This is a genomic window from Agrobacterium sp. GW821-FHT02D03 (assembly GCF_059421725.1).
Genome location: NZ_JBWKVN010000001.1, coordinates 240,849 through 263,186, shown reverse-complemented (window position 1 = coordinate 263,186; position 22,338 = coordinate 240,849). Strand labels below are relative to the sequence as shown.

At 56.3% G+C, this 22,338-nt stretch carries 23 protein-coding genes; 12 read left to right on the top strand and 11 right to left on the bottom strand.

The window, feature by feature from the left end:
• Nucleotides 1-39 precede the first annotated feature (39 nt).
• Nucleotides 40-240, top strand: coding sequence for a DUF1674 domain-containing protein (locus AC07U5_RS01255; RefSeq protein WP_494722077.1), 201 nt, complete (start codon nt 40-42; stop codon nt 238-240).
• Between the two features lie 406 nt (nt 241-646).
• Here AC07U5_RS01255 and AC07U5_RS01250 read toward each other — a convergent pair whose 3' ends face one another.
• The 8 genes from AC07U5_RS01250 to hemE all read right to left on the bottom strand — a co-directional run bounded on the left by AC07U5_RS01250 (nt 647) and on the right by hemE (nt 9,556).
• Nucleotides 647-1,528, bottom strand: a complete 882-nt coding sequence (locus tag AC07U5_RS01250; RefSeq protein WP_494722076.1) for a ParB/RepB/Spo0J family partition protein — start codon at nt 1,526-1,528, stop codon at nt 647-649.
• A 37-nt stretch (nt 1,529-1,565) separates the two neighbouring features.
• Complete coding sequence (locus tag AC07U5_RS01245) at nt 1,566-2,357, bottom strand: ParA family protein (protein WP_062424699.1); 792 nt, start codon at nt 2,355-2,357, stop codon at nt 1,566-1,568.
• Nucleotides 2,358-2,381: 24 nt separating this feature from the next.
• Nucleotides 2,382-2,999 (bottom strand): 16S rRNA (guanine(527)-N(7))-methyltransferase RsmG, encoded by a 618-nt coding sequence (gene rsmG, locus AC07U5_RS01240; RefSeq protein WP_494722075.1) that lies wholly within the window; start codon nt 2,997-2,999, stop codon nt 2,382-2,384.
• Between the two features lie 11 nt (nt 3,000-3,010).
• Nucleotides 3,011-4,888 carry a tRNA uridine-5-carboxymethylaminomethyl(34) synthesis enzyme MnmG gene (mnmG, locus tag AC07U5_RS01235; protein WP_494722074.1) on the bottom strand — a complete coding sequence of 626 codons (1,878 nt, stop codon included), beginning with the start codon at nt 4,886-4,888 and terminating at the stop codon, nt 3,011-3,013.
• 50 nt (nt 4,889-4,938) lie between these two features.
• A complete protein-coding gene (mnmE, locus tag AC07U5_RS01230; RefSeq protein WP_494723235.1) occupies nt 4,939-6,264 on the bottom strand; it encodes a tRNA uridine-5-carboxymethylaminomethyl(34) synthesis GTPase MnmE in 1,326 nt (441 codons plus the stop codon).
• A gap of 265 nt (nt 6,265-6,529) precedes the next feature.
• Nucleotides 6,530-7,795, bottom strand: a complete 1,266-nt coding sequence (gene rho, locus AC07U5_RS01225) for a transcription termination factor Rho (protein ID WP_111848702.1) — start codon at nt 7,793-7,795, stop codon at nt 6,530-6,532.
• Nucleotides 7,796-7,979: 184 nt separating this feature from the next.
• Complete coding sequence (gene hemJ, locus AC07U5_RS01220; protein WP_113227054.1) at nt 7,980-8,525, bottom strand: protoporphyrinogen oxidase HemJ; 546 nt, start codon at nt 8,523-8,525, stop codon at nt 7,980-7,982.
• Nucleotides 8,522-9,556: a uroporphyrinogen decarboxylase gene (gene hemE, locus AC07U5_RS01215; protein ID WP_494722073.1), complete on the bottom strand. Its 1,035-nt coding sequence runs from the start codon at nt 9,554-9,556 to the stop codon at nt 8,522-8,524. Before hemE ends, hemJ begins: the two co-directional genes overlap by 4 nt.
• Before the next feature lie 408 nt (nt 9,557-9,964).
• On the opposite strand from hemE, the gene AC07U5_RS01210 reads away from it, so the two are divergent.
• The 5 genes from AC07U5_RS01210 to dnaQ all read left to right on the top strand — a co-directional run bounded on the left by AC07U5_RS01210 (nt 9,965) and on the right by dnaQ (nt 13,729).
• Nucleotides 9,965-10,786, top strand: a complete 822-nt coding sequence (locus tag AC07U5_RS01210; RefSeq protein WP_111848708.1) for a pyruvate, water dikinase regulatory protein — start codon at nt 9,965-9,967, stop codon at nt 10,784-10,786.
• 135 nt (nt 10,787-10,921) lie between these two features.
• Nucleotides 10,922-11,521: a Maf-like protein gene (locus tag AC07U5_RS01205; RefSeq protein WP_111848710.1), complete on the top strand. Its 600-nt coding sequence runs from the start codon at nt 10,922-10,924 to the stop codon at nt 11,519-11,521.
• The gene (locus tag AC07U5_RS01200) at nt 11,514-12,374 is read left to right on the top strand and encodes a shikimate dehydrogenase (RefSeq protein WP_494722072.1); all 861 of its coding nucleotides are present in this window, start codon (nt 11,514-11,516) and stop codon (nt 12,372-12,374) included. The genes AC07U5_RS01205 and AC07U5_RS01200 overlap by 8 nt, the downstream gene beginning before the upstream one ends.
• Nucleotides 12,371-12,964, top strand: coding sequence for a dephospho-CoA kinase (coaE, locus tag AC07U5_RS01195; RefSeq protein ID WP_494722071.1), 594 nt, complete (start codon nt 12,371-12,373; stop codon nt 12,962-12,964). The genes AC07U5_RS01200 and coaE overlap by 4 nt, the downstream gene beginning before the upstream one ends.
• Nucleotides 12,965-13,024: 60 nt before the next feature.
• On the top strand, nt 13,025-13,729 hold the full coding sequence (gene dnaQ, locus AC07U5_RS01190) for a DNA polymerase III subunit epsilon (protein ID WP_062597480.1): 705 nt from the start codon (nt 13,025-13,027) through the stop codon (nt 13,727-13,729).
• 84 nt (nt 13,730-13,813) lie between these two features.
• Here dnaQ and secB read toward each other — a convergent pair whose 3' ends face one another.
• Both secB and AC07U5_RS01180 read right to left on the bottom strand, forming a co-directional pair.
• A complete protein-coding gene (secB, locus tag AC07U5_RS01185; protein ID WP_062424798.1) occupies nt 13,814-14,296 on the bottom strand; it encodes a protein-export chaperone SecB in 483 nt (160 codons plus the stop codon).
• Nucleotides 14,297-14,380: 84 nt separating this feature from the next.
• Entirely contained in the window at nt 14,381-14,890 is a 510-nt protein-coding gene (locus AC07U5_RS01180) for an FxsA family protein (protein ID WP_313057221.1), read from the bottom strand.
• Nucleotides 14,891-15,031: 141 nt separating this feature from the next.
• Between AC07U5_RS01180 and AC07U5_RS01175 the strand changes: the two genes are divergently transcribed.
• The 5 genes from AC07U5_RS01175 to gyrB all read left to right on the top strand — a co-directional run bounded on the left by AC07U5_RS01175 (nt 15,032) and on the right by gyrB (nt 20,369).
• Nucleotides 15,032-15,724 carry a Tim44/TimA family putative adaptor protein gene (locus AC07U5_RS01175; RefSeq protein ID WP_494722070.1) on the top strand — a complete coding sequence of 231 codons (693 nt, stop codon included), beginning with the start codon at nt 15,032-15,034 and terminating at the stop codon, nt 15,722-15,724.
• Nucleotides 15,721-16,836 carry a murein transglycosylase A gene (mltA, locus tag AC07U5_RS01170; RefSeq protein ID WP_443277107.1) on the top strand — a complete coding sequence of 372 codons (1,116 nt, stop codon included), beginning with the start codon at nt 15,721-15,723 and terminating at the stop codon, nt 16,834-16,836. The genes AC07U5_RS01175 and mltA overlap by 4 nt, the downstream gene beginning before the upstream one ends.
• Entirely contained in the window at nt 16,836-17,411 is a 576-nt protein-coding gene (locus AC07U5_RS01165) for a Smr/MutS family protein (RefSeq protein WP_494723234.1), read from the top strand. Before mltA ends, AC07U5_RS01165 begins: the two co-directional genes overlap by 1 nt.
• Nucleotides 17,408-17,773, top strand: a complete 366-nt coding sequence (locus AC07U5_RS01160; RefSeq protein WP_062424683.1) for a helix-turn-helix domain-containing protein — start codon at nt 17,408-17,410, stop codon at nt 17,771-17,773. The genes AC07U5_RS01165 and AC07U5_RS01160 overlap by 4 nt, the downstream gene beginning before the upstream one ends.
• 160 nt (nt 17,774-17,933) lie before the next feature.
• Complete coding sequence (gyrB, locus tag AC07U5_RS01155) at nt 17,934-20,369, top strand: DNA topoisomerase (ATP-hydrolyzing) subunit B (RefSeq protein WP_062597485.1); 2,436 nt, start codon at nt 17,934-17,936, stop codon at nt 20,367-20,369.
• A 278-nt stretch (nt 20,370-20,647) separates the two neighbouring features.
• Here gyrB and AC07U5_RS01150 read toward each other — a convergent pair whose 3' ends face one another.
• Nucleotides 20,648-21,247 carry a nitroreductase family protein gene (locus AC07U5_RS01150; RefSeq protein ID WP_440599349.1) on the bottom strand — a complete coding sequence of 200 codons (600 nt, stop codon included), beginning with the start codon at nt 21,245-21,247 and terminating at the stop codon, nt 20,648-20,650.
• A 132-nt stretch (nt 21,248-21,379) separates the two neighbouring features.
• On the opposite strand from AC07U5_RS01150, the gene AC07U5_RS01145 reads away from it, so the two are divergent.
• Nucleotides 21,380-22,222: a fumarylacetoacetate hydrolase family protein gene (locus AC07U5_RS01145; RefSeq protein ID WP_494722069.1), complete on the top strand. Its 843-nt coding sequence runs from the start codon at nt 21,380-21,382 to the stop codon at nt 22,220-22,222.
• Nucleotides 22,223-22,338: the final 116 nt, after the last annotated feature.

Genomic DNA, 22,338 nt, shown 5'->3' with positions numbered 1-22,338 from the left:
GGAATTGCTTTTCAATATGCCGTGACGAGGGTAAAGCCCATGCAGAACGCCGATAACGATAATGCGAACGCGGACACCAAAGTCCTCTCGCCTGTAGCCCAACGCGCATTGAAGGAAGCGGAAGAACGGCGCCGCAACGCAGAGCAGCTAAAGCTTCCACCTGAGACCGGTGGCCGCGGCGGCGCCGAACCGGTCCGATTTGGCGATTACGAGATCAACGGACGCGCGATCGATTTCTGAGACGTTGTTTTCGAGAGAGCCGCCTCTCATCAGATACCGCCGTAACAGCAGACACGGCTTAGCAATCGTTGATTGATGCGACTGTGCAATCTCAATATGTAGCTCTGAGCGGCCTATTTCAGACTGAAGCGTCACTCCTCCTCAGAAGCATCTGGCTCACTGGATTCCCTTTTTTAAAATGCGAAAGAAGTCCGACGCATATCGCTTGGGAGGCCGTGTCTTGGGCCAGGGCTTTTAAGCTCGTAACGGCTCAATGGGACCCAAGGAGGATGGGCATTTACCCTGATCGCTCGCCTTGAGGTAGGATCTAACGTGCTGATACACTCAGCCTAAGTAAGTCGCCCCAATAAGGGCGACCTATGTAAAAACAATAAAAATCAATAGCTTAGTGAGTCGCGCGGTGTCGTTAACCGCGCTGCTCCAGAAGACGGCAAACGGCTTCGAGCTGCTCAAGCGTCTTGTAGTTGATCCGCACCTGTCCACCATTGCCCTTGTGGCTGATCGCTACGTCAAGGCCGAGGGCGTCCGACAGCGTCCGCTCCAGCGCGACCGTGTCAGAATCTTTCTCCGGCTTGCGCGCATGTACAGGATCGAGCTGGGATCGAATATCATTCTGCGCAATGCGCTCGGCATCGCGCACCGAAAGGCCTTTTGACACGATCGTCTTTGCCAGCGTGGTCGGATCAGACGTGGAGACGAGTGCCCTTGCGTGGCCCGCCGAAAGAGAGCCTTCCGACAGCATGTCGCGGACAGGATCAGGCAGCTTCAACAGGCGCAGGCTGTTGGCCACATGGCTGCGGCTTTTACCGATGATCTCGCCAAGATCGTTTTGCGTATAGCCATGCTCGGCAATCAGCTGCTCGTAGCCCAGCGCTTCTTCGAGTGGATTAAGATCAGACCGCTGAACGTTCTCGACAATCGCGAGTTCAAGCGCCGTACGATCATCGACATCGCGGACGATAACCGGAACTTCGGTAAAGCCGGCGAGCTGCGCTGCGCGCCAGCGACGTTCGCCGGCAATGATTTCAAAACGGTTCTGCTCGACCGTGCGCACCACGACAGGCTGCACGATCCCGTGCTGCCGAATGGAGGCTGCGAGATCCTGGAGTTCGCTTTCGTCAAAATGACGACGCGGGTTGCGTGGACTGCGGGCAATAAACTCGATCGGCACCGTTCGGTCGGCATTGATTGCCCGCTGAGGCTCGCCTACTGGCAAGGGCTGATCCATCTCGCCGATCAAGGCTGCAAGACCGCGACCAAGGCGGCGCTTGGAGAGATCATCACTCATACTATACTCCATATCAATCTTGCAGTTCAGCAGCGCCTCAGGCAGCCCTGCGCAGCCGTTCTCTCTGAATAACCTCTGAGGCGAGCTGCAGATAGGCCTGGCTGCCGGCGCACTTCAAATCATACAGGATGGCGGGCTTACCATAGGATGGCGCTTCAGACACACGCACATTTCGCGGAATGAGCGTATGGTAAACCTTGTCACCGAGATGGGTGCGAACATCGTTGACGACCTGCTGCGCAAGATTGTTGCGCGCATCGAACATCGTTAGCACGATACCTTGGATATCGAGACCAGGATTCACGGTACCGCGAATCTGGTTGACCGTATCGAGCAGCTGGCTAAGGCCTTCGAGTGCAAAAAACTCGCATTGCAGCGGCACGAGCACCGAATGGGCTGTCGCCATGGCGTTCATGGTCAGCAGATTGAAAGAGGGTGGGCAGTCCAGCAAAATGTAGGAATAGGCCATCGCTTCCGGGCTACGCAACGCATTACGAAGCAAGAAAACACGGTTAGCCGCATTCGCGACTTCCATTTCGAAGCCAAGAAGATCCATTGTCGAAGGAATGATATCGAGGTTTGGAACGGCTGTCGGCACCGCCACTTCAGCGACGCTGTTTGCGCCGACCAACAAGTCGTAGGACGATAGCTTTCTCTCTCTGCGGTCAATGCCAAGACCGGTGCTGGCATTGCCCTGCGGATCGAGATCCACCACCAGAACACGCTCGCCAATAGCGGCCAGTGCGGTTGCCAGATTGATTGCGGTCGTGGTCTTACCCACACCACCTTTCTGGTTTGCTATCGTAATGATCCGGTTCTTATCAGACATGGTGAAGCACCTGGCTTTCAAAAATCAGCGCTTTGTCGACAAGTTGTGAATCTCGAGAACGACCGAGTCTTCATCGACTGCACTGCGATGTTTTAGCAGATCAAACGACCATCGACCACGGGCTTTCGTCACCTCCGCCTCATAATCCCGGCCTTTATTGAGATATGCTTTTAGAAGATCATTTTTCTGAGCCCACGGATAAATATAGGATAAGAGAAGGTCCAAGTCTGCGAGAGCGCGTGCCGACACCGCATCACATGAACCAATCGCGTCCGGTGCTGATTCAATCCGAAGGGGGTGAACTGTCCCGCGCGCCCCGGTTTCCGACAAAGCCACACGCAGGAAGGCAGCCTTCTTGTGATTGCTTTCAACGAGATGGACCCAGCCATCCTGGTGCTCCGCAAGGAAAATAGCGGTTATCACACCTGGAAATCCACCGCCGCTGCCAAGATCGACCCAGGTTTGAGACCTGGGTGCCAGTTGGAAGATCTGGGCACTGTCAGCGACGTGCCGAGACCAAAGGTCTTTCAACGTTGAAGGAGCAACGAGATTCGTCGTTGCGTTCCATTTTTTGAAAAGCTCAACGAAATGTTCGAGCCGCTCCTGTGTTTCACGTGAAACACTTTGGCCGTTTAACGTCATAATGGGACTCGTCAGGGATGTATGCGGGTTTTCTCTGTTCGCGTATAAGTCCCTTTCTTAACCAAAGCAAGGATCAGCGAGATCGCCGCAGGCGTCATTCCATCAACTCGCCCGGCCTGGGCGATGTTGATTGGCTTCGTTGCAAGCAGCTTCTGCTTCAGTTCGTTGGAAAGGCCGGACAAGCTACCGAAATCGAAATCTTCTGGTATTTTTCGGCCTTCGTCACGCTTGATGTCGATAATATCGGCGCTTTGGCGCTGCATATAAACTGCGTAACTTGCCTCAATTTCCAGAACTTCGGCAACGCGCGGAGCAAGTTCTCCCAGAACTGGCCAGATTGGTTTCAACGCCTCAAGCGACATGTCGGGATAGGCAAGCAACTCGTAAGCACTGCGGCGCTGGCCATCCTGATTGAGCTTGAGCCCCTGCTTTGCTGCTTGAGTTGGGGTGATCGCCAAGTCCCTGAGTAACGACCTGCCCTCGTCCAGGGCGTCGAGATACTCAGAGAACTTCCTCCCGCGCTCCGATCCGACGATCCCCGTTCTCAGCCCAAGAGGGGTCAATCTGAGATCGGCATTATCAACACGCAGCGAGAGTCGATACTCAGCGCGCGAGGTAAACATGCGATAAGGCTCGGTCACACCCTTGGACGTCAGGTCATCGATCATAACCCCGATATATGATTCTGTCCGACTGAAAATATGCGCATCGACGCCACCAGCAAGCCGCGCCGCGTTGAGGCCGGCGACGAGCCCCTGAGCGCCAGCTTCCTCATAGCCTGTCGTTCCATTGATCTGACCGGCTAGAAAGAGGCCAGGGATCTTCCGACACTCGAGAGAGGGCTTGAGTTCTCTTGGGTCGACATAATCATATTCTATCGCGTAGCCAGGCTGGAGAATATTTACGGTTTCAAGCCCCGGAATGGAATGGATAAAGGCCTCCTGCACACGTGCCGGCAGCGACGTGGATATTCCATTCGGATAGACGGTGTGATCGTCAAGACCTTCCGGCTCCAAGAAGATTTGATGTCCGTCGCGCTCTCCGAAGCGAACGATCTTATCCTCAATAGACGGACAATAGCGCGGACCCACGCCCTCGATCTGACCGGAATACATGGCTGAGAGGTGAATATTATCCTGAATGATCTTATGGCTCTCAGGCGTTGTGCGCGTTACGCCACAATCGATCTGAGGATTGGTGATGCGATCCGTCATGAAGGAGAAGGGGACGGGGTCTTCGTCCGGTCCTTGCTTGTCCAAACCAGCCCAATCAATCGTTCGACCGTCGAGCCGGGCAGGGGTGCCCGTCTTCAGCCGTCCGAGCGTAAGACCCGCGCGTAAGAGGGTCCCGGAAAGTCCCATCGAGGGTTCTTCACCAACACGACCTGCTGGAATCTTTTCGGAACCGATATGAATAAGACCGCGGAGGAATGTCCCGGTGGTGAGGACGACGGCACGGCAAGCGACACGACGACTGTCCGCCAGGACAACTGCTGTGATCTCACCATTTGTGATATCGATATCGAAAGCGTCTCCCTCGATAATGTCGAGGTTTACGATGCTGGAAATTTCTCTCTGCATCGCCTCGCGGTAGAGACGGCGATCGGCTTGCGTTCTTGGCCCGCGGACAGCAGGCCCTTTCTTGCGGTTCAGCATGCGGAACTGGATGCCGCCAGCGTCGGCCACGCGGCCCATCAAACCATCAAGTGCGTCGATCTCTCGGACAAGATGGCCTTTGCCCAATCCGCCGATTGCAGGATTACAGGACATAACGCCGATCGTCTCACGCTTATGAGTAAGGAGCGCAGTGCGTGCGCCGTAACGCGCAGCTGATGCAGCTGCCTCGCTGCCTGCATGGCCACCACCGATGACGACGACATCATAAACCATCGAACTTCCAGCCTTGAACCGGGTGTGTCACACCCATTGTTTCACGTGAATCATTTACCGATGCAAAATTCGGAAAATATGACGCCGAGCAAATCTTCGACGTCAACCCTACCGGTGATCCGTCCTAGCGACGTAGCGGCAAGACGAAGATATTCGGAACGGATCGCCAATTCCATACCCTCTGATTTCAGCGCTTCCCTAACATACTCCAGCGTCTCTTCAAGTCGTTTTTTGTGTCGCGAGCGTGCGGGCATGAGAGTGGTAGCGGCTCCAACTCGCTGCTTGATCCGGTCGCTGATGGCGGACTTTAACAAGTCTAGCCCGTAGCCCGTCTTTGCTGAGATGAGAATACCGTCTTCTATGGTGGCCGATTGCGGAAGAAGGTCGGCCTTGGTGATAAGCGAAATCGCCTCGAAATTATTCTGAATATCCGATTGTTGCGGGGGCGAATCGATATCGCGCAGGTGAAGAACCAAATCAGCCGACTGTGCCGTCATCTGTGCTCGTCGAATACCTTCCCTTTCGACCACATCCGTCGCATCACGCAGTCCCGCCGTGTCAAATAGCGTCACAAGATACCCATTGAGATCGAGATCGACGCTGAGAACATCTCGCGTGGTACCTGCGACATCGGTGACAATCGCCACATCACGCCCGCTCAGCGCATTCATCAGACTGGATTTGCCAACATTCGGCGCACCCACCAAGGCAACTTTAAAACCATCGCGGATGATTTCAGAGCCTGATCCATGTGCCAAGTGGCTTGAGAGGTCTTTCTCGAGTTCGCCAACCTTCGCCCACACCTGGGCTGCCACGGAATCCGGCACATCGTCCTCATCGGCGAAGTCCAGTTCCGCTTCGATCAATGCCCGGCAGCGGGTCAGCTGCGAGGCCCAGCCGTCATAGAGGCCGGAAAGATGACCGCTGCTCTGCTCCACGGCCAAGCGCCGCTGCATTTCTGTTTCAGCCTGCAAGAGGTCCGCAAGGCCTTCGACTTCCACGAGATCCATCTTGCCATTGTCGAATGCCCGGCGGGAGAACTCTCCTGCTTCTGCCGGACGCACACCCTGCAGTTGGTCAAGGAGATTGAAGATCGCCGACACCACCGCTCGACTTCCATGGACCTGGAGCTCGACGCAATCTTCACCCGTAAACGAGTTCGGCGCTGGAAACTGAAGCACGAGCGCTTGATCAATAATGCCGCTGTTTCGGTCACGAATCGTTTTGAGGGCTGCGTGACGGGGTGCTGGAGCGTGATCGCCTATGAGACTTCGCAGCGCCTCAATGGCAGTGGGTCCGCTGATCCGGATGACGGCGACGCCAGCCGGTAGAGAGCCACTGGATAGGGCATAGATCGTATCGCTGGACTGCGGCATGAAACTCTTCCAAAGCTCGTCATGCGACCTGTTTAGCGGTTTAAGGACGCACGCTACAAACGAAGGGCTGAAGCGAGGCGGCAATCGAGGTGATCGAACCCGCTCTAATGAAAATGGCCGCGCTCTGTTTAAGGAGCGCAGCCGAAGGTCGAAAGCATGGTCCGCACAAATGTGTGCAGCGGTTTTCCGATAACGCAAGAACCTGAAGCGTATGAGCGGATTGGAAACCTTGCAAACGCTTCAAGTCGGAATCCGGCTAAACGGATTATGTATTCATCGACTCGAAGAAGTCGCCATTGGTCTTCGTCTGCTTGAGCTTGTCGATGAGGAACTCGATGGCATCGGTGGTTCCCATCGGTGCCAGGATGCGTCGCAGTACGAAAATCTTCTGGAGATCCTGACGCGGAACCAGCAAGTCTTCCTTACGCGTACCAGACTTGAGGATATCCATGGCAGGGAAGATGCGCTTATCGGCAACCTTGCGGTCAAGCACAATTTCCGAGTTACCGGTGCCCTTGAACTCTTCGAAGATGACTTCATCCATGCGGCTGCCGGTATCGATCAGAGCCGTTGCGATGATCGTCAGCGAACCACCTTCTTCGATGTTACGGGCGGCACCGAAGAAGCGCTTGGGGCGCTGCAGAGCGTTGGCGTCGACACCACCGGTCAAAACCTTACCGGAGGAGGGGACGACCGTGTTGTACGCGCGGCCGAGGCGCGTAATCGAGTCGAGCAGAATGACGACGTCACGACCATGCTCGACAAGGCGCTTGGCCTTTTCGATGACCATTTCGGCCACCTGAACGTGGCGAACTGCCGGCTCGTCGAAGGTTGAGGACACGACTTCGCCCTTTACCGAGCGCTGCATGTCGGTCACTTCCTCCGGGCGCTCATCGATCAGAAGAACGATGAGGTAGCATTCCGGATGGTTCGCCGTGATCGAATGAGCAATGTTCTGCAAAAGAACCGTCTTACCGGTTCTCGGCGGCGCAACGATCAATCCGCGCTGGCCCTTGCCGAGCGGAGCGACGAGATCAATGACGCGCGCGGAGAGATCCTTCGATGTCGGAACATCGAGTTCCATCTTGAAGCGCTCATTCGGATAAAGCGGCGTCAGGTTATCGAAGTGAACCTTGTGGCGGATCTTTTCCGGATCGTCGAAATTGATCGTGTTGACCTTCAGCAGAGCAAAGTAGCGCTCGCCTTCCTTCGGTCCACGAATGGGCCCCTCGACCGTGTCGCCAGTCTTCAGCGAGAAACGGCGGATCTGGGAGGGTGAGATGTAGATATCATCCGGGCCCGGCAGGTAGTTTGCGTTTGCAGAGCGCAGGAAACCGAAGCCATCCTGAAGAACTTCGACAACGCCTTCCCCGATGATCTCGACATCCTGGCTTGCCAGCATCTTGAGAATAGCGAACATGAGCTCCTGCTTACGCATGGTGCTCGCATTTTCAACTTCCAGGGATTCGGCAAACGTCAGCAAATCGGTCGGAGATTTGCTTTTGAGTTCCTGTAGCTTCATTTCAGCCATGAAGAGAAAGACCGTCTTTAAAAATATGTGGGGGAGTGGCGTGTTCGCGAATCAGCTTCTGAGGTGCAACCGCAGCCATCTGAATAATTCACATGCCGAGAGATGAGTGGGCTGAAAATAGCGTTTCATGCCTGCCGCCGCAAGAGCAAAGCACCAATTCCGGGAAATTTATCGTGATCATAAGTTATCCGAACGGTTTTACAACCACAAGTATGACTATTACGATCATCAACACCGTGGGCACCTCGTTCATCAACCGCCAGTGACGGGCAGGGCGCCTGTTCTCGTCGCGACCGAAGGCTTTTGCGCTACGGCTGAAATAGACATGGGTCACAGTCAGCGCAATAACCAGCGCGATTTTGGCATGCAGCCAGCCGCCGCTGAAACCGTAAACGGACCAGGCAAGGTAAAGCCCCAATACCCAGGTGATCATCATTGCCGGGTTCATAATCAAGCGTATGAGCCGCTGCTCCATGACCTTGAAGGTTTCCGACTGTACGGAGCCGACGGGCGCATCCGTGTGGTAGATGAACAGCCGTGGCAGATAGAGCAGACCCGCCATCCAGGAAATGACCGCGATGATGTGCAGCGCCTTGATCCAGAGATAGGCATCGGCAGGATCGACATGCAGGACCAGCGCGATGAAGCCGACGAAGACGGCGAGCGCCACGCCTGCGCGAAGATAGGTCTTGCGGCCGGCTGTGGTTGACGTCTGCCTCTCTTCGCTCATCTTGCAGCTCCATGGGAGCGCACATGTGCCACCAGCCGCCTGACATTCTCAGGATCGGCCTGTGGCGTGATGCCGTGGCCGAGATTGAAAATTAACGGGCCGTTCCCGAGAGCCTGCAGGATCGCATCGATGCCGTCTTCCAGGGGTCTGCCGCCAGCAATCATCAGCATCGGGTCGAGATTGCCCTGGACCGGGCCTTCCTTCTGCAAATCGCTGGCGAAGGAGAGCGGCACGCTCCAGTCGAGACCGATCGCATCGGCGCCGGTCTTCTGGCGGTAATCCTTCAGCAAGATGCCGGCGCCCTTGGCAAACGCGATGATGCGGGCATCGGGACGGCGCGCACGCACGGACTGGATGATCCGAGCCACGGGCTTCACCGCGTATTCTTCGAACTCTTTCTCGCCTAGAACCCCAGCCCAGGAATCGAAAATCTGCACGGCGTTCGCGCCGGCATTCAGCTGCGCAACGAGATAATCCGCAGAGACCTCCGCCAGGAAGGATAGGAGCTTTTCCATCGCCTGCGGATGTTGGTAACCGAAGAGGCGCGCAGGGGCCTGGTCCGGGGTGCCGTGGCCGGCAATCATGTAGGTTGCAACCGTCCACGGCGCACCACAGAAACCGAGAAGCGTCGTCTGTTGCGGCAATTCGGCGCGAAGCTTCCTGACGGTTTGGAACACAGGCTCGAGATGAGCGATGACATTCGACGGATCAAGTGCGTCAATCTCGGAAGCATTGATCGGGTCCATCTGCGGTCCCTTGCCTTCGGAGAAGAAGACATTCCGTTTCAAAGCATCCGGGATCACCAGGATATCGGAAAAGAGGATCGCGGCATCCAGACCAAAACGACGGATTGGCTGAAGTGTGACTTCGGTTGCAAGATCCGGATTGTAACAGAGATCCAAGAAACTTCCTGCGACCTTGCGCGTTTCTCTGTACTCCGGGAGGTATCGACCAGCCTGTCTCATAAGCCAAATCGGAGGAGGGTTCAACGTCTCGCCGTTCAAAACCCTCATGACACTGCGGTCGATCATCTCGCCCAACTTTCTAAAAATAAAAACAAAGAGATTTAAAAGATTTTCTATTTCTTAGAGTCGGTGAGTAGCAAGGATTAAAAACTCTTAAGCTGATATGCCGCAGCTTGCCCATCACCCTATCCGATGTGGATCAAACAGAACGCTTTTTCGCGCTAATTCTGGAAAAGTTGATTTATCGGAATAGTTTCAATGGCTTGAATGTCACCATCGGATTGTCGATCCTGTGGATAAGGCAGGAATGACGGAAGAGCAATTTTCCCTTCTCCCAGCAATTCACAGAGGCCCTTCAGCTTGCTACACAAAACCGGCAAGTGTGGATAAGTCGGCAGTTTTCCGCCAGGCCGGGCTCGCCGCCAACGCTGTCCCGGATCTGTCCAGCTTTATCAACAGGGAGAAGAAAACAGCGTGGAGAATAAAAAAAACTTCTTCCATCTGCACCTGATATCGGACTCAACCGGAGAGACTCTCATGTCGGCCGGTCGGGCTGTCTCGGCACAGTTTCATGCCTCCATGCCGATTGAGCATGTTTATCCAATGATCCGCAATCAAAAGCAGTTGCAGGCCGTCGTCGAGGAGATCGATCGCCAGCCGGGCATCGTACTCTACACCATCGTCGATCAGCAGCTTTCCTCGTTTCTCGAAATCCAGTGCCACGCGCTTGGTGTCCCGTGCGTCAACGTGCTCGAGCCGATCATCGGCATCTTTCAGACCTATCTCGGCGCCACCTCGCGGCGGAGGGTCGGGGCGCAGCATGCCTTGAATGCCGATTATTTTGCGCGCATTGAAGCACTGAACTTCGCCATGGACCATGATGATGGTCAGATGCCGGAACATTATGACGAAGCGGATATCGTCATTATCGGCATCAGCCGAACGTCCAAGACACCGACGAGCATCTATCTGGCGAACCGCGGCATCAAGACCGCCAATATTCCTGTCGTTCCGAACGTGCCTTTGCCCGATAGCATCTATAAGGCCACGAAGCCTTTGATCGTCGGGCTGGTGGCGACGTCCGATCGGATATCGCAGATCCGTGAAAACCGAGAGCTTGGTGCGACCGGTGGTTTCGACAGGGGACAATATATCGACCGGGCGACGATCATGGAGGAGCTGAAATATGCGCGCGCGCTGTGTGCCCGCAACAACTGGCCCCTCATCGACGTGACGCGGCGCTCGATCGAAGAGACGGCGGCAGCGATCCTTGCTCTGCGCCAAAAGGCACGATAGGGCGCTGAGCGCCGATTTGCGCGCTATAAGAACGCGTCTCACATTTTGAATTCACGCATCGTGCTTTTCCGAAAATCGATTCCGATTTCCCGCCCGATGCTGTAATCCGATTTTTGCTATTCATCGGAGACAGCCATGACGTCCGAACTGATCCTTGCCTCCGCCAGCGCCTCGCGCCAGATGCTGATGCGCAATGCCGGTCTTATATTTTCGAGCATTCCTGCGGAGATTGATGAGCGCGCCATCGATGCCAGACTGGAAGCGGAAGGTGCGACGCCTGAGACAATCGCGCTGGAACTGGCAAAAGCCAAAGCGATCGCCGTGAGCCGCTTACACCGGGACGCTTTCGTGATCGGCTCTGATCAGACGATGTCTTTGGGGAGCCGCGTCTATCATAAGGCAAAGGATATGGCAGAGGCACACGCCAATATTCTTTCGCTCTCTGGAAAAACTCATTATTTGAATTCGGGACTAGCGATTGCTAAAAACGGGGTCGTTCTGTGGGAAACTGTCAGCTTTGCAGCGATGACGGTGCGAGATCTCTCCCCCGATTATGTGTCACGCTATCTAGAAATGGCCGGCTCAAAAGTGCTTTCCAGCGTCGGCGCCTACCAGCTGGAGGGTGAGGGAATCCAGCTATTTAATTCCATAGAAGGCGACTACTTCACGGTGTTGGGACTGCCGCTTCTTCCGCTGCTGGCGCAATTGAGGGAGCTGAAACTGATCGATGGCTGATTCACGTGAAACATTAACCAAAAAAGCGTTTGTGACGGGTTTCCCGGTCAAGCACTCGCGCTCACCCCTGATCCATAGTTTCTGGATCAAGCAATTTCAGATCGATGGGCTCTATGAGGCAGTAGAGCAATCGCCGCAGAATTTTCCGTCTTTTCTGGAATCGTTGAGGCTGGCGGACAGGACCTATGTGGGGGGCAACGTCACCATCCCTCACAAGGAATCCGCCTACCGACTGGCCGACAGGCCGGATGAGCTGGCAGAAGAGTTAGGCGCTGCCAACACGATTTGGGTGGAGGATGGACTGATCCATGCGACCAACACCGATGGCTTTGGTTTTGTGTCCAACCTTGACGATCGGCATAGGGGCTGGGACAACACGAACAAGGCTGTGGTTCTCGGGGCAGGCGGCGCGAGCCGCGCCGTAATCCAGGCCCTTCGCAATCGAGGCATCGCCGAAATCCATGTCGTCAATCGCACTGTTGAACGAGCGCAAGAGCTTGCCGACCGATTTGGCCAAACTGTCCATGCGCACGCCATGGACGCGCTTATCGAAGTCTCGAATGGCTGCGGACTTTTCGTCAACACCACGTCGCTTGGCATGGATGGCACAGAGGCACCCTTCATTGACTTTTCACCTCTCGACGCCAACGCCGTTGTCACGGACATTGTCTATGTGCCACTCAAGACACCCATCCTGGAGATGGCAGAACAGCAGGGTTTTGCGACGGTGGATGGTCTGGGCATGTTGCTTCACCAGGCACGTCCGGGGTTTGAAAAGTGGTTTGGTAGAAAGCCAGGCGTGACCGAAGAACTCCGCTCCTTGATTGTTGCCGATATGGAACGCCACGCATGATCGTCATTGGTCTCACCGGATCTATCGGGATGGGAAAGACCACCACTGCAAAACTCTTTGCGGAGGAGGGCGTGCCGGTCTGTGATTCCGACGCGGTGGTGCACGACCTTTATCAAAACGAAGCGGTCGGTCCGATCGCAAATATTTTTCCGGACGCGGTCAAGGACGGCGCTGTTGACCGCGATCGCCTCAGTACGATCCTGCGCGAGAATCCGGCTCAGTTTCCTGTGTTGGAGAACATTGTCCATCCGATGGTCCGCGCAAAGCAAGACGCGTTTGTTGATGCGCAAAGGGGGAACGGCGAGAGATTTGCGCTCCTCGATATTCCTCTGCTTTTCGAGACGAAGGCTGAGGCCCGCGTCGATGCCGTCGTGGTCGTCAGTTGCGCGGCAGAGATCCAGCGGCAACGGGTTTTATCTCGCCCGGGTATGACGGAAGAGAAATTCCAGATGATCCTTGCACGGCAGATGCCGGATGGGGAGAAGCGCAAGAAAGCCGATTTCCTCATCGATACCGGACGTGGTATCGAATACGCACGGGCCCAGGTTCGAGCTGTGCTTGACGCGTTGCAAAAACGAAAAAGCTCATAAAGCCGAAGACATCGCAGTGTTCGGACACTTTCACATTCAGATCAGAAGGGCAGCATTTCGATGCGCGAAATCATTTTCGATACGGAAACCACAGGTCTGGAATCCAAGTTCGACCGCATCATCGAAATTGGCGGCATCGAACTGATGAATCATTTCCCGACCGGGAGAAGCATTCACATCTACATCAATCCGGAAGATCGCAAGGTGCATCCGGACGCGCTTGCGGTGCATGGCATCACCGATGAGTTTCTTCAGGATAAGCCGAAATTTGCAGAGGTGGTCGACGAAATCCGCGCATTCTTCGAAGGCGCCCGCTGGGTGGCGCACAACGCGACCTTCGACATGGGCTTCATCAATGCGGAATTTGCGCGCCTCGGGATCGAGTCTGTATCGCCGGAATGGGTGACGGATACGCTGGCGCTAGCGCGACGGAAGCATCCGATGGGCCCCAATTCTCTCGACGCGCTTTGCCGCCGCTACGGTGTCGACAATTCCCGTCGTGATAAGCACGGCGCGCTCCTCGACTCCGAACTTCTGGCGGAAGTCTATATCGAAATGATCGGCGGCCGTCAGACGGCGCTCGGTTTCGGCTCCGCCTCGAAGACGCAGGCCTCGACGCAGATGGAGGATCAGCCTATGGCGCCGATGCAGCGCGAGCGATCCCTACCGCCACGGCTTGATGTCCAGGCCTTGGCCGCGCATGAAAAGCTTGTCCAGTCGATGGGCGACAAGGCCATCTGGAACAAATATCGGCAGTCGCAGTGACAGCACCGCTTGCCGTTTCTCGAGACAATAAAAAACCCGGGTCTGCTGAACCCGGGTTTTTTTTATTGGCTGGCTACGATCCGATCAGTTCGGAACGGCTTGAACCTGAGAGCGAGCCTGTTCTTCGGCAACGCGCTGCGTGAACATCTGCGCAAAATCGATCGGGTCGATCATCAGCGGAGGGAAGCCGCCATTGCGTGTTACGTCCGCAATGATCTGGCGCGCGAAGGGGAAGAGAAGGCGTGGGCACTCGATGAAGAGAACCGGCAGCATGTGTTCCTGCGGGAAGCCGGTGATACGGAAAACGCCGCCATAGGTCAGTTCGGCAACGAAAAGAACCTTATCGCCGTCCTTGGCTTCTGCATTCAGCGTCAGCACCACGTCGAAATCGGAACCGGAAATCGGGTTCGCATTGACGTTGACGTTGATGTTGATAGCAGGCGCGCCATCACGAGCCTGAAGCGAACGCGGTGCACCCGGATTTTCGAATGAAAGATCCTTTGTGTACTGGGTCAGAATATTGAGAGACGGCGCTGCGCCGTTCTGTGCACCATTTTCAGTGGTCATGATATGCCTCGCAAAGTGAATGCCGTGGAAGCCGTCTATCATCTGGGCCGGAGGCTTACAACCCTCAGCACCCGGCTTGCCGGCTTAAGGTCTCGGTAGATCGCGGTCGTTGCGATCCGGCGACCAGGGGGAGTTGTTTGGCCCGTCGCGGTGAAAATCCTCTTCGTCGAGATCGACGACCTTGGATGACGCCGGACCCCGCGGATTGCTGCGAAAGCCGGTGCTGGCAAAATCCGCAACGATGATGTTCGGTCTGAAGACTTTCCAGAAGAAACTGCGCACCGCCGGCACGAGCAGAAGGAGCCCGATGATATCGGTGATGAAGCCTGGAACGAAAAGCAGGATGCCGGCAATGACGCGCATGCCGCCATTGACAAGGGCCTCGGCTGGCTGCTCACCCGTGCGGCCAGCATTTTGCAAATTGCGCACCATGCCAAGACCGCCATTGCGCAGAATGATCAGGCCCAGCATCGAGGTCAGGATGATCAGCGCAAGGGTTGGCCACAGGCCGATTGCCTTTCCGACCACGATGAAGCCAGCAATTTCCAGAATCGGCATCAGAAGGACGATGACCGGCAGCAGTGAGAAACGCATTTTATCAAGCCTTGCGTGTTATATCGTTGGCAAAAAACCAATCTTAGGGAACCGCCGATTGAATCTGCTTATTTGAAGATTGATCGGATGCAGACTATATGATGGTTTAACATTGGATTTAAATGGTGGTTTCGGTAAAAGATGGGCTCAAGTGACTTCATAACATTGTTTTTCCTTGTGGCAGCGGTGCTGATCTTTCTCCAACTGCGCAGTGTCCTCGGCCGCCGTACCGGCAACGAAAAGCCACCTTTCGATCCGTTCAGCGCCCGTGAGGCCGCAAAAGCGCCCATTGACGATAACAAGGTCGTTACCTTGCCGAAGCGCGGCGAGACGGAAGAAAAACGCTTCGCTGCGGTGGACGCGGTTGCAGCACCGGGCACGGCGCTCAATGACTCGCTGCGCCAGCTTGTCGAAACCGACCCATCCTTCCAGTTGAAGGAATTCCTCAACGGCGCCCGGATGGCTTACGAGATGATCGTTATGGCGTTTGCCGATGGCGACCGAGATACCTTGAAGAACCTTCTCTCCAAGGACGTTTATGACGGTTTCGATGCTGCGATTACCGAGCGTGAAAAGCGCGGCGAAGTGGTGAAATCTACCTTTGTCGGCATCGAGAGAATCGAGATGACCCAAGCGGCGGTGCGTGACTCGGAAGAGCAGATCACGCTTCGCATCATCAGCCAGTTGATTTCCGCGACCTATGACAAGGATGGCAAACTGGTGGATGGCGACGCCGAAAACGTCTCGGAGGTCGATGACATCTGGACCTTCTCCCGCGATATCCGCTCGCGCGATCCGAACTGGAAGCTGATCGCAACCGAATCCGAAGCATGACCACGGGCGCTGATTTCCACCTGAAACAGGTGTCGTATAATGAACTGGAGGGCTGGGGGCAGGATGACCCTTCAGCCCTTTTTGCAGCAATGGGCGATATTGCGGCCCATCTCAACAAGGGCAAGCCCTATCGCACCGCAAGCCTCGGCCTCACCGCGGAGGATCTGGCAGCGCTGCTGGAAAAGGCGAAAGGCGTAACGGTCAGCGAGCCGGAGCAAGCGAGGCGCTTTTTCGAGAAAAATTGCGTCCCCTTCAGAATTACGTTGCCGGATGACAAGCGCGGCTTTGTCACGGCTTTTTATGAGCCTGAACTTGAGGTCTCCGCTACTCGCGATGACGTCTGGAAATACCCGATCTACAATCGGCCGGACGACCTGATCGATCTCGACGACGACAATCGCCCATCACACATCGATCCTTACTACGCGTTTGCGTTGGAAAAGGACGGCCAGATCTCCGAATATCCGGATCGCCGCGCTATCGATCAGGGCTATCTCGAGGGACGAGGTCTCGAAATTGCTTACGCAAAATCCAAGGTCGATCTGTTCTTTGTTCATGTCCAAGGTGCCGCAAGGCTGCGCTTTACCGATGGGTCGTTAAAGCGCATCACCTATTCCGCCAAGGCGGGACATCGCTTCTCCCCGATTGGACGCCTGTTGCTGGATCGCGGGGAGCTCGATCCGGCTACCATCTCGATGCAGACCATTCGCCAATGGCTTCAGGATCATCCCGACCAGGTGGACGAGGTGCTCTGGCACAACCGCTCCTACATTTTCTTCCGCGAGGCAGCGGTGGAGGGGCTGGATCTTGGCCCGATCGCCGCGGCCAAGGTGCCATTGGTGGCAGGACGATCTCTGGCCGTCGATCGGCTGATCCATACCTTCGGCTTTCCCTTTTTCATTCAGTCTCAGAGCCTCACCCATCTCGATGACGGAAAACCCTTTGCACGCTTGATGTTGGCGCTGGATACGGGCTCTGCCATTGTCGGGCCGGCGCGCGGCGACATCTTCACCGGCTCCGGCGACGAGGCAGGCGAACTTGCAGGCACCGTGCGCAACCCGGCGGATTTCACTATACTCATTCCGAAAGAGGCTGCGGAAAGGTATTCGTGATGAAGGGCGGGCGCAAACTCGGCAAGGAGGAGCGTGTTCTCTGGGGAAAGGTCGCCCGGACGGCGCGACCCATTTCCGGCCGTATGGAAGAATTGCTGACCTTCGAGGATGTCGAAGGGGAGCCGGTTGCGCTGCCTCCCGTTCCCGCCGCCAAGGCCATTCCGCCATTTCCGCAAATGATCGTCGAGCCGGTGCCCGATCTTTCCGCGCCCGGAGTGAAGAAGGACAGGGTTCATCATCCGTTGGAAAAACCGGTCAAGCGCAAGTTGACCCGCGGTCGCCTGGCCCTGGAGGCACGGATCGATCTTCACGGCATGTTCCAGAGCGAAGCGCATGCCGTCTTGCTGGACTTTCTCGTTCGGGCCCATGAGCGGGGCCTGCGCCATGTTCTGGTGATCACCGGCAAGGGTCGGTCGATGGGAAGTGATGGTGCACTGAAGCGTGCGGTGCCAATGTGGTTCTCGAAGCCTGAATACCGCCACCTCATCTCCTCCTATGAGGATGCGTCCATGAACCATGGCGGGGACGGCGCGCTCTATGTGCGACTGTCGCGCAGACGCGGAGACAAGACGTGACACCTTTTGCCGAGGCGGTCCGGCGGCTGCGAGAGCAGAAGGGTGTGACCCAGAAAGAGATGGCGCGCGCAATCGGCGTTTCGCCTGCCTATCTCTCTGCCCTGGAACACGGGAAGAGGGGAACGCCCAGCTTCGATCTGTTGCAGCGGATTTCCGGCTACTTCAATATCATCTGGGACGATGCCGATGAATTGTTCCGCCTGGCCGGTACGTCCGCACCGCGCGTCATCATCGATACTGTTGGTCTTCCCCCGGAATATACGGCTTTTGCCAACACTCTTGCGCGCGATATTCGCAAGCTGGCTCCGACTGTGATAGACGAATTGTCAGCCGTGCTGCAAAAAGGCCGTTCTTGTGACTGAAAGTCGCGCTATCCCCTGCTTTATCGAGGGTTTGAGGGGCGCAGACTTTGGATATCGGGGCGGAATTCCTATAGTCGGTCAACCGGATTGAAAGTGATTCGCTGCGATTGCGCGCCCGAAAAGAGGTACGCTTTGGCAGCGCCCATTGGAAAGAATGCTTATGACTGAAACACCGTCGAGCGAAACCAGCGTGAATACGGAATATGGAGCCGATTCGATCAAGGTTCTCAAGGGCCTTGATGCTGTGCGCAAACGCCCCGGCATGTATATCGGGGATACTGACGACGGATCTGGCCTTCACCACATGGTCTACGAAGTGGTCGACAACGCCATCGACGAAGCGTTGGCGGGTCATGCCGATCTCGTCACCGTCACGTTGAACGCCGATGGCTCCGTCACTGTCACGGATAATGGCCGCGGCATCCCGACCGACATTCATACCGGCGAGGGCGTCTCCGCTGCCGAAGTGATCATGACGCAGCTCCATGCCGGCGGCAAGTTCGACCAGAATTCCTATAAGGTGTCCGGCGGTCTGCATGGTGTGGGCGTTTCGGTCGTCAACGCTCTGTCCGTCTGGCTGAAGCTTCGCATCCGCCGCAACGGAAGGGTGCATGAAATCACGTTCACCCATGGCGTTGCGGATAAGCCGCTGGAAGTGATCGGGGAGTATGAGGGTCGCTCCGGCACGGAAGTCACCTTCCTGGCGAGCACCGACACCTTCACCATGACCGAATATAACTACGCCACGCTCGAACATCGCCTGCGCGAACTCGCCTTCCTCAATTCCGGCGTGCGCATTCTGCTGACCGACAAGCGCCACTCCGACATCAAGCAGGAAGAGATGGTCTATGATGGCGGTCTCGAGGCCTTCGTGCGCTATCTCGACCGTGCCAAGAAGCCGCTGGTGGATAAGCCTGTCGCCATTCGTGGCGAAAAGGATGGCATCACGGTGGAGGTCGCCATGTGGTGGAACGACAGCTACCACGAAAACGTGCTCTGCTTTACCAACAACATTCCGCAGCGCGATGGCGGCACGCATATGGCGGGCTTCCGTGGCGCGCTGACGCGTCAGGTCACTTCCTATGCCGACAGCTCCGGCATCACCAAAAGGGAAAAGGTCTCGCTGCAGGGCGAAGACTGCCGCGAAGGACTGACCGCCGTTCTGTCGGTCAAGGTGCCGGACCCGAAGTTCTCCTCCCAGACCAAGGACAAGCTTGTTTCGTCCGAAGTCCGCCCGGTCGTCGAAAACCTCGTCAATGAAGCGCTCAGCACCTGGTTCGAAGAGCATCCGACGGAAGCGAAGATTCTTGTCGGCAAGGTGGTGGAAGCCGCCGTTGCCCGTGAAGCCGCTCGTAAGGCACGTGAACTGACGCGCCGCAAGGGTGCACTGGATATCGCCTCGCTGCCGGGCAAGCTTGCGGATTGCTCCGAACGCGATCCGGCCAAATCCGAGCTTTTCCTCGTCGAGGGTGACTCCGCTGGTGGTTCTGCCAAACAGGGACGCTCGCGTGAAACGCAGGCCATCCTGCCCCTGCGTGGCAAGATCCTCAACGTGGAACGTGCCCGCTTCGACAAGATGCTCTCCAGCCAGGAAATAGGCACGCTGATCACAGCGCTGGGCACCTCGATCGGCAAGGACGAATTCAACGCGGACAAGCTGCGCTACCACAAGATCATCATCATGACCGATGCTGACGTGGACGGCGCCCATATTCGCACCCTGCTTCTGACCTTCTTCTTCCGCCAGATGCCGGAACTGATCGAACGCGGTCATCTCTATATCGCTCAGCCGCCGCTCTATAAGGTGACGCGTGGCAAGTCGGTCCAGTATCTGAAGGACGAAAAGGCGCTGGAAGATTACCTCATTTCCATGGGTATCGAGGAAGCGTCGCTGACCCTCGGCTCCGGCGAAGTGCGCGTCGGCGAAGATTTGCGGGAAGTCATTGCAGACGCCGTTCGCATGCGCTCGCTGATCGACGGCCTTCACTCCCGTTACAATCGTTCGGTCGTGGAACAGGCGGCGATTGCGGGTGCGCTCAATCCGGAATTGTCAGCAGACGCGAGCCAGGCCGAAGCCACGGTCGCAGAAGTCTCCCGCCGTCTGGACATGATTGCAGAAGAAACCGAGCGTGGTTGGTCCGGCGAGGTCCTGGCCGACGGCGGCCTGCGTTTCCAGCGCATGGTCCGAGGCGTCAAGGAACTCTCCACAATCGACATGGGCCTTCTCGGTTCTGCAGATGCCCGCCATATCGATCAGTTGGCGGCCCGCAGCCGCGACGTCTATGCGACCGTCCCCGTTCTGCAACGCAAGGAAGGAAGTCTGCAAATCTCCGGCCCGCGCGCGCTCCTTGAGGCTATCTTTGCCGCAGGACGCAAGGGCCTGTCCATGCAGCGCTACAAGGGTCTGGGTGAAATGAACGCCGAGCAGTTGTGGGAGACGACGCTGGACGCCAATGTCCGCTCGTTGCTGCAGGTCAAGGTCCCTGATGCGACCGATGCAGACGGACTGTTCTCCCGATTGATGGGCGACGAAGTGGAGCCACGACGCGATTTCATTCAGGAAAACGCGCTGAGCGTCGCGAACCTCGATATCTGATTTTGCTGTGGATCGTGTTGCCGCACGATTCACGTGAAACAGTTTGTTAAGAAACCCGGCTTTGATGCCGGGTTTTTTGTTGCAATGGGAAGCTGATTGACCGCCCTCGCTAAAGCATCGGCCCGGAAAATCGGTATGGATTTTCGGAAAGCAAGATGCGTCGATTCAAAAGTGTGAAGCGTCATGCGTCCCATCGGAAGCGCGGCGCTTCAGGTTTGAGAATGGCGCAGGGGAGCACGGGAGAATCCGGCTAACCCCGCACATGTGTTGACAAGGCGTCAGTCCGCCTTGCCCGTAAACTTGCCTTCGAACGCGATCTCCGACAGCGGGAGCCTCTTGCTCGGGACTTCGCGTTCTGCGAGGTCATCGGGAAGCGTGCTCTTATGGGCGATCTTGCCGATCGCGACCACGGCTTCCACCACATAGCCTTCCGGGACATCCAGTTGCTCGACGATCTTGTCCTTGAAGATGCCGGCCATACCATGGGCATGGTAGCCGAGTTTATGTGCCTGCATGGCGAGAGCAAACCACGCGGCGCCTGCGTCGAAAGAGTGCGTCGTCGCTGGCTTCTTTTCACCGTCGCGGAGATTGTAGGTGCGCGACAGGATGACGATCAGGGCAGACGCATTCTTGGCCCAGCGCTGATTTCCCTCCATCAGCAGGCCGATAAATCCGTCCCACTCTTGAGTTCCATTCAGCCCATAGACGAAGCGCCAGGGCTGCTGGTTGGAAGCCGATGGTGCCCAACGCGCGGCATCCAGGATCGTCAGCACGTCACCCTTCGGCATTGGGTTTCCGTCATAGGCTCTGGGCGACCAGCGATCCAGGAAAAGAGGATCGACGGGATGATCTGTGTCACGAGAATTGCTGGTCGTCATGATCTGTCCTTATCAACAGAGGAGAAAGGCTGACATGATCGTATTTTTTAGGCCTCTTCATGGTCAAGGGGTGACAAGGATAAATAGTTCGTTCATATATGCATCATCTTGTCTGACAACTGGGAGAGATCCATGAAACTGATGCGCGTCGGTCAACCCGGCCACGAAAAGCCCGCCATTCTCGACGCGGAAGGTAAAATCCGCGATCTCTCTGCACATGTGAAGGACATTGGCGGCGACGCGATTTCGCCGGAAGGCCTGAAGAAGATGGCGGCGCTGGATCTTTCCACGCTTCCGGTTCTGACCGAAGACCGTATTGGCGCTTGCGTTGCCGGAACCGGCAAGTTCATCTGCATCGGCCTGAACTTCTCGGACCATGCCGCAGAGACGGGCGCAGCCGTACCGTCCGAGCCTGTCATCTTCATGAAGGCAACGTCAGCCATCGTCGGACCGAACGACAATGTCGTTATTCCACGAGGCTCTGAAAAGACCGACTGGGAAGTTGAACTCGGCGTCGTTATCGGCAAGACGGCAAAATATGTTTCGGAAGCCGACGCGCTGGACTATGTCGCGGGCTACTGCGTCTCGCATGACGTGTCCGAGCGTGCCTTCCAGACGGAGCGCCAGGGCCAATGGACCAAGGGCAAATCCTGCGACACCTTCGGTCCGATCGGCCCATGGCTCGTCACGAAGGATGAGATTGCCGATCCGCAGAACCTCGGCATGTGGCTGAAGGTCAATGGTGAGACCATGCAGAACGGCTCCAGCAAGACCATGGTCTATGGTGTTGCCAATGTCGTGTCCTATCTCAGTCAGTTTATGTCTCTGCATCCAGGCGATGTCATCTCCACCGGCACGCCTCCGGGTGTCGGTCTCGGCATGAAGCCACAGCGCTTCCTGAAAGCCGGCGATGTGGTCGAGCTTGGCATTGAAGGTCTGGGCTCTCAGAAGCAGACCTTCGTCGCTGACATTTAAATCCGAATACGTTTATCCCTGTCCTCATGGGTGAGGGCAGGGATAAACCCCAAAGCTGAGCCACAAACCTCGGCCACGATCGCTATCCGCACGTTATTTTGTGCAACTGCGAAAAG

Coding starts and splice junctions, on each gene's coding strand:
- rsmG (WP_494722075.1), bottom strand. CDS start 2,999: ATGACGTTAAACGGCCAAAGTGTTTCACGTGAAACACAGGAGCGGCTC.
- AC07U5_RS01145 (WP_494722069.1), top strand. CDS start 21,380: ATGAAACTGATGCGCGTCGGTCAACCCGGCCACGAAAAGCCCGCCATT.
- mltA (WP_443277107.1), top strand. CDS start 15,721: ATGACCACGGGCGCTGATTTCCACCTGAAACAGGTGTCGTATAATGAA.
- AC07U5_RS01165 (WP_494723234.1), top strand. CDS start 16,836: ATGAAGGGCGGGCGCAAACTCGGCAAGGAGGAGCGTGTTCTCTGGGGA.
- gyrB (WP_062597485.1), top strand. CDS start 17,934: ATGACTGAAACACCGTCGAGCGAAACCAGCGTGAATACGGAATATGGA.
- AC07U5_RS01255 (WP_494722077.1), top strand. CDS start 40: ATGCAGAACGCCGATAACGATAATGCGAACGCGGACACCAAAGTCCTC.
- dnaQ (WP_062597480.1), top strand. CDS start 13,025: ATGCGCGAAATCATTTTCGATACGGAAACCACAGGTCTGGAATCCAAG.
- AC07U5_RS01245 (WP_062424699.1), bottom strand. CDS start 2,357: ATGTCTGATAAGAACCGGATCATTACGATAGCAAACCAGAAAGGTGGT.
- AC07U5_RS01175 (WP_494722070.1), top strand. CDS start 15,032: ATGGGCTCAAGTGACTTCATAACATTGTTTTTCCTTGTGGCAGCGGTG.
- AC07U5_RS01180 (WP_313057221.1), bottom strand. CDS start 14,890: ATGCGTTTCTCACTGCTGCCGGTCATCGTCCTTCTGATGCCGATTCTG.
- mnmE (WP_494723235.1), bottom strand. CDS start 6,264: ATGCCGCAGTCCAGCGATACGATCTATGCCCTATCCAGTGGCTCTCTA.
- AC07U5_RS01205 (WP_111848710.1), top strand. CDS start 10,922: ATGACGTCCGAACTGATCCTTGCCTCCGCCAGCGCCTCGCGCCAGATG.
- hemJ (WP_113227054.1), bottom strand. CDS start 8,525: ATGAGCGAAGAGAGGCAGACGTCAACCACAGCCGGCCGCAAGACCTAT.
- AC07U5_RS01150 (WP_440599349.1), bottom strand. CDS start 21,247: ATGACGACCAGCAATTCTCGTGACACAGATCATCCCGTCGATCCTCTT.
- AC07U5_RS01200 (WP_494722072.1), top strand. CDS start 11,514: ATGGCTGATTCACGTGAAACATTAACCAAAAAAGCGTTTGTGACGGGT.
- hemE (WP_494722073.1), bottom strand. CDS start 9,556: ATGATCGACCGCAGTGTCATGAGGGTTTTGAACGGCGAGACGTTGAAC.
- mnmG (WP_494722074.1), bottom strand. CDS start 4,888: ATGGTTTATGATGTCGTCGTCATCGGTGGTGGCCATGCAGGCAGCGAG.
- secB (WP_062424798.1), bottom strand. CDS start 14,296: ATGACCACTGAAAATGGTGCACAGAACGGCGCAGCGCCGTCTCTCAAT.
- coaE (WP_494722071.1), top strand. CDS start 12,371: ATGATCGTCATTGGTCTCACCGGATCTATCGGGATGGGAAAGACCACC.
- rho (WP_111848702.1), bottom strand. CDS start 7,795: ATGGCTGAAATGAAGCTACAGGAACTCAAAAGCAAATCTCCGACCGAT.
- AC07U5_RS01250 (WP_494722076.1), bottom strand. CDS start 1,528: ATGAGTGATGATCTCTCCAAGCGCCGCCTTGGTCGCGGTCTTGCAGCC.